This is a genomic window from Streptomyces ipomoeae 91-03, from assembly GCF_000317595.1.
GTDB classification, from domain to species: Bacteria; Actinomycetota; Actinomycetes; order Streptomycetales; family Streptomycetaceae; genus Streptomyces; species Streptomyces ipomoeae.
Genome location: NZ_AEJC01000142.1, coordinates 1 through 5,319, shown reverse-complemented (window position 1 = coordinate 5,319; position 5,319 = coordinate 1). Strand labels below are relative to the sequence as shown.

4 protein-coding genes and 2 pseudogenes are annotated in these 5,319 nt (G+C 66.3%); 1 reads left to right on the top strand and 5 read right to left on the bottom strand.

Features of this window, described 5'->3' with window-relative positions:
• The 5 genes and pseudogenes from STRIP9103_RS09065 to STRIP9103_RS50590 form a co-directional block, all read right to left on the bottom strand.
• Positions 1-306, bottom strand: a pseudogene (locus tag STRIP9103_RS09065) (hypothetical protein); the annotation flags it as partial.
• A 12-nt stretch (positions 307-318) separates the two neighbouring features.
• The gene (locus STRIP9103_RS09060) at positions 319-1,251 is read right to left on the bottom strand and encodes a carbohydrate ABC transporter permease (protein WP_009305454.1); all 933 of its coding nucleotides are present in this window, start codon (positions 1,249-1,251) and stop codon (positions 319-321) included.
• Positions 1,251-2,255: a carbohydrate ABC transporter permease gene (locus STRIP9103_RS09055; RefSeq protein WP_048819959.1), complete on the bottom strand. Its 1,005-nt coding sequence runs from the start codon at positions 2,253-2,255 to the stop codon at positions 1,251-1,253. Before STRIP9103_RS09055 ends, STRIP9103_RS09060 begins: the two co-directional genes overlap by 1 nt.
• On the bottom strand, positions 2,255-3,544 hold the full coding sequence (locus STRIP9103_RS09050; RefSeq protein WP_009305458.1) for an ABC transporter substrate-binding protein: 1,290 nt from the start codon (positions 3,542-3,544) through the stop codon (positions 2,255-2,257). The genes STRIP9103_RS09055 and STRIP9103_RS09050 overlap by 1 nt, the downstream gene beginning before the upstream one ends.
• Positions 3,545-3,867: 323 nt before the next feature.
• Positions 3,868-4,258 (bottom strand): annotated as a pseudogene (locus STRIP9103_RS50590) (ISAs1 family transposase); the annotation flags it as partial.
• 137 nt (positions 4,259-4,395) lie between these two features.
• On the opposite strand from STRIP9103_RS50590, the gene STRIP9103_RS09045 reads away from it, so the two are divergent.
• Complete coding sequence (locus tag STRIP9103_RS09045) at positions 4,396-5,016, top strand: hypothetical protein (protein WP_009305456.1); 621 nt, start codon at positions 4,396-4,398, stop codon at positions 5,014-5,016.
• The last annotated feature ends 303 nt before the right edge of the window (positions 5,017-5,319 follow it).

The following is a 5,319-nucleotide window of genomic DNA, read 5'->3' as shown; positions in this document are numbered from 1 at the left end:
TACGGCCTGGACGTCCACCCACACCGCCGCGAGCGCCGCCCACCCGGCGAGCCCGACGAGCCAGCCGCCGCGCACCGCCGTACGGAAGTCGGCGGCGAACTCCCGCCAGCCGCCGCCCACATGGGCCGTACGGCGCCGGAGATGCCGGGAACCGGCGGCGAACGCGGCGGGGTAGGTCACCAGCGGCAGCGAGGCCACCGTGATCCACACACCGGTGAGCAGACACTCGGCGAACAGCGCGAACCGCTCGGCGAGCAGGGACTCCCCGCGCGCCTTGGTGGAGGCCTTCGCTCGCCCCTGGGCCATGGTCGGCTCACCTCAGCCCTTCAGACCGGACGTGGCCATGCCGTCGATCAGATAGCGCTGGAAGGCCAGGAAGAAGGCGAGCACCGGCAGCAGGGCCACCAGCGACATCGCGATCATGCCGCCGTAGTTGGCCACGGCGTCCTGATCCACGAACATCTTCAGACCGAGCGAGACCGTGTACTTGTCGGGCGTATTCACATAGATCAGCGGGCCCATGAAGTCGTTCCAGGCGTTGATGAAGGTGAAGATCGCGCTGGTGATGAGCGCGGGCCGGCACAGCGGCAGCACGATCGACCAGTAGATCCGGAAGTGGCCGCAGCCGTCGAGCCGGGCCGCCTCGTCGAGTTCCTTGGGCAGGTTCCGCATGAACTGCACCATCAGGAAGACGAAGAACGCCTCCGTGGCCAGGTATTTCGGGAGCAGGAGCGGGGTGTAGGTGTCGATCGCGTCCATGTTGCGGAACAGCACGTACTGCGGGATCAGCAGCACGTGGTAGGGCAACAGGAGGGTGCCGATCATCAGGGTGAAGAGCAGATTGCGGCCCGCGAACCTGATCTTCGCGAAGGCGTACGCGGTCAGCGAGCAGGACACCAGGATCCCGATCACCGAACCGACGGCGAGCGTGAGGGAGTTGAGGAAGAACGTGGAGATCGGGATGTCGGCGATGCCGTCAGAGAGCCCCGTGTAGTTCGAGATGATCGGGTCGCCCGGGAAGAGGTCCAGGCTGCCGACGATGTCCTCGCTCTTCTTGAACGAGCCGCCGACGACCCAGATCACCGGGTAGAGGATCACCGCGAGGATCAACAGGGAGCCGATGTGCCAGGCGAGGGAACCGGGCAGTTTGCGCTGGAGAGCACCGGCCTTCGCGGACGGGGGCGGGGTGATCTCGGTGGCCGATGGGGGCACCCCCGGGTCGAGCGAAGTCGAGAGATTGGGGGAGCTCATCAGGCACCCTCCTCGTAGTGCACCCAGCGCTTCTGGGACCAGAACAGCACCGCCGTCACCAGGGCGACCGCGATCAGCAACAGCCAGGCCATCGCGGAGGCCAGACCCATGCGGCTGTTCTCGAAGCCCTGGACGTAGAGATAACAGGTATAGACCATCGAACCGTCCGCCGGACCACAGGCGTTGCCTCCGGCACCGCCGCCGACGATGTACGCCGAGCTGAAGATCTGGAAGGAGTGGATGGTCTCCAGCAGAACGTTGAAGAAGAGAACCGGGGAAATCATCGGCAGGGTGATGCTCCAGAACCGCCGCCACTTGCCCGCCCCGTCCACCTCGGCCGCCTCGTACAGCTCACGCGGGACCTGCTTGAGACCGGCGAGGAAGATGACCATGGGGGCGCCGAACTGCCAGACGGTGAGCGCCACCAGGCTGTAGATGATCATGTCGGGGTCGCCGCTCCAGCCGCCGACGTCCACTCCGAAGAGCTTCTGCGTGCGGTCGACGATGGCGTCGTCCGAGAAGATCGCCTTCCACACGATCGCGATGGAGACGCTCGCCCCGATCAGCGACGGCGCGTAGAAGGCGGCCCGGTAGAAGGCCTGCCCGCGCCGCTTCTGGGCCAGCAGCAGCGCCACCCCGAGGGCGGCGAGCAGCTTGAGCGGCGTACCGACCACGACATACCACAACGTCACCTGCACCGAGTGGCGCCAGCGCGGATCGGCGAACATCTCGGAGAAGTTGTCGAGGCCGATCCACTTGGGCGCGTCGAAGAGGTTGTAGTCGGTGAAGGCGTAGTAGAGCGAGGCGACCATCGGGCCCGCTGTCAGCAGCAGGAAACCGGCGATCCACGGGGACATGAAGAGATAGCCGGCCAGGGTCTCCCGGCGGCCCCGCCGCTTGAGTGCGGCGGGGCGCGAGGATTTCACCGGACCGTGCCGCGGCTCGGGGCCCTGGTCCTTGGACAGGCCCTCCATCGCAGGGGCGTGTGTCACGGTGGTTCCCATCAGGTGCCGAGAGCCGTCTTCGACTCGGTGAAGAACTGCTTGACGGCGTCGTCCACCGAGCGCTTGCCCAGACCGATTTCCTCGCCGATGCGCAGGAACGCGGCCTCACAGATGTCCGCGCCGTTCGGGTGCGGGGTGATGGGCTCCAGGACGCCCGCGTCGACGAGGGACTGCTCGTACTCGGCGATCGCCTTGTTGACCGGATCGGTCGGCTTGAAAGCGTCGTACTGGGCCTGCGTAGCGGGCACACCGCGGTCGTAGCCCATGATCGTGGCGACCTCGGGGTCGTGCACCATGAAGTTGATGAACTGGGCGACTTCCTTGGGGTGCTGGGTGCGCTTGGACGCGCTGAGCATGAGCGAGCCGAGGTACTGGCCGGTCTTCTTGCCGTCCGTGGTCGGGATGGGAGCCAGGCCGTACTCGCTCTTGCCCTCGGAGGTGTAGCGGATGGTGAAGTTGTCCCAGGTGAACTCGCCACCGGAGAGTTCGGCGGCCAAGGCCGACTTGGGCTTGATCTGGGCGACCTTCTTCTGGTCGGCGTACAAGCCCTCCTCGACCGCCTTCTCGGCCTTCGCCCACCAGGTCTTCAGATCCGCCTCGGTGAAACCGAGCCCGTCCTCGGTGAAGAACGCCTTGCCGTTCTGGCGCAGGTAGAGGTCGTAGAGGTACATGATGTTGTACGGACCGGTGTCACCGGCGCGGCCCGTCTTGTCGTGGATCTTCTTCATCGCCGCGTCGTAGTCGTCCCAGGTCCAGCCCTGCTCCGGCTTGACGCCCGCCTTTGTGTAGACGGGCTTGTCGATCACCAAGGCCATGGAGTTGGAGCCGACCGGAACGCCGAGGAGCTTGCCGTCGATCTCTCCGAACTTCTCCAGGCCCGCTCTGAATCCGTCCATCGAGAGATTGCCCGCCTCGACCTGTGCACTGAGATCGAGCAGGATATTCTTCGCGTCGTATTTACGCAGGAATCCGATGGCATTCTGGAAGACGTCCGGCGAATTTCCACCGGAGGCCTGGGTGTTGAACTTCTTCCAGAAGTCGAGGTAGGGCTGGAAGTCCGTCTTCACCTTGATCTTCGGGTACTTCTTCTCGAAAAGCGCGATGGTCTTCTTGATGCGCTCCGCCCGGTCCTCCGCACCCCACCAGGCGTAACGGATCGTCACCGTCCCGTCCCCCGTGCCGCTGCCGCCGCCGCAGGCCGTGGCGGTCGCCCCCAGCCCGGCGACGGCCAGTGAGGCTCCCGCCGCCTTGAGGATCGTTCGCCTCTCAACGTTCCTGTTTTGCTGCATGGTTGAGCCTCCCCGCGACGTTGCGTCCCGCGCCGTGAATCGTTTCAAGTAAGCGCTTGCTGGCACAAGGTACGGAGCCCCTCAGGAGACGTCAATGATTCGGACAGGATTTGCTCGAAAGCGGAGGGAGAGCCGGGCCGGGTCGCGAGGGCGGTGCGTGACTGTTCGTCAAGTGAAAGACCAGGTCGGAGAGTTGTGGTCGACGGACCGAACGCGATGTGGCCTTCGGGCAGGGTCGGGGCGAGGCTGAAAGGAGTCAGGGGGGTGGACAGGGCTCCGGGGGGTGGACAGGGCTCCGGTGTTCGCCTCGGATGTCCGGCTGTTCATGTGATGCCGTAGAGGGCGAGGACGCAGTGGCGTTCGGTGCGGGGCTCGCCGACCGGCGGAGGTGTTGACGTACCCGGCGAGTTTGAGTGCGCGGCGGATCAGGTCGCGGACGGCGGCAGGCACGGCGGGTGTGTTGCGGCTTCCGACCTGGGACTTGCCTTCGCCGAAAACGACATCACCAATCCAGTGGACGGTGTTCTCCACGGTCCGGGGCCCGCGGGTCCAGGCAGCGATCGCGGCCGCGTCGACCTGCTCGGCAGGCAGGTCGGTGATGGCGCAGACGATCTCGCCGGACCACTTCTTCGCTTCGTACAAGCGGCGTCGGCGCTGGGTGCGCGGGGCCTGGCGGGCACGCGGGAAGAGCAGGACGTCAACAGCGACGACCTCAGGATCGGATGAGCCGGGCAAACGCCGGGGACCTGCCCTTTGGGCCAATATCGCGGCCGGCCTGATGCCTGAGACCATCGGGCTCGATTCGACGCGCTTCGAATCGCTTCGATTCCAGACGGGGAGAAAGGAACCTCATGCATAAGACTTTAGGGCTGACCCTGGCCACGGTGGCGACCGTCGGCAGCCTTGCTGTCACCGCTCCCGCGTACGCCCAGCCTGCCGCTCCGGCGACTGCCCTGGCGGCGCCGGTCGCGCCCGCCGCCGCACCCGCCGCGCCCGCCGCCGACGTCTCGGCGGCGGGGTCGCGTCTGCTCTACAAGTACAACTTCATGATCGTGAAGTACGCGACGAAGCCAGGCGCCGAGGCGAAGGCGTTCAAGGCCCTGAAGAACTGCTTCGGCGGCTGCACCTTCCCGGTCAAGGGCGCCCCGAAGAAGCTTCCCACGCGCGAAGGCACGTTCATCAACCTGAAGGCGTGCGCAGCGGGGCCCTTTGGCTGCCGTAAGGCCCCGGTGAAGTTCTACCGCGCCGGCGTCAAGTACGGCTGGCACTTCATCGCGCAGAAGGGCCACTTCGACGGCGCGGGCTCCCGGATCTACTTCACCATCTACCGGAAGAACGGGTACCTCTACCTCGGTGTCCGCGCCTTCGTCACCAAGCCGACCGTGCCGGACGCGCTCAACAAGAAGTTCGCCAACAAGACGTGGGCGACGTTCGCCTCCAACATCGGCCTCAAGATGGGCGCAAACGGCTGACCTGATGTGTGCCCATGCACCTGGGCACGCTCCCGATCAGCTCCACCGACAGGCACGGACCATGGCGGATCGGCCGCCGCCCCCGGGACCAGCCTCTGGCCCCCAGCCCGTTACACGCGGAAGTGCTGAAAGCCGCTGAGAAGCGGGCTTGGCTCTGCGACCACTCGGCGGGGGCGGACCCCGACCTGCACTCCGGGTTGAGGCCTCCTGCACCCGCCGGGCCCTGGCCGACCCGCCTTCCAGGGCCGGGCGGGGCGGGCGGCGGCCCGGAAGCAATGCCCCGCCGCGACGAAAACGGCCTGG

Bases quoted from the DNA above. Each gene is read 5' to 3' on its own strand.
- STRIP9103_RS09060 (WP_009305454.1), bottom strand. From the start codon at position 1,251: ATGAGCTCCCCCAATCTCTCGACTTCGCTCGACCCGGGGGTGCCCCCA.
- STRIP9103_RS09055 (WP_048819959.1), bottom strand. From the start codon at position 2,255: ATGGGAACCACCGTGACACACGCCCCTGCGATGGAGGGCCTGTCCAAG.
- STRIP9103_RS09050 (WP_009305458.1), bottom strand. From the start codon at position 3,544: ATGCAGCAAAACAGGAACGTTGAGAGGCGAACGATCCTCAAGGCGGCG.
- STRIP9103_RS09045 (WP_009305456.1), top strand. From the start codon at position 4,396: ATGCATAAGACTTTAGGGCTGACCCTGGCCACGGTGGCGACCGTCGGC.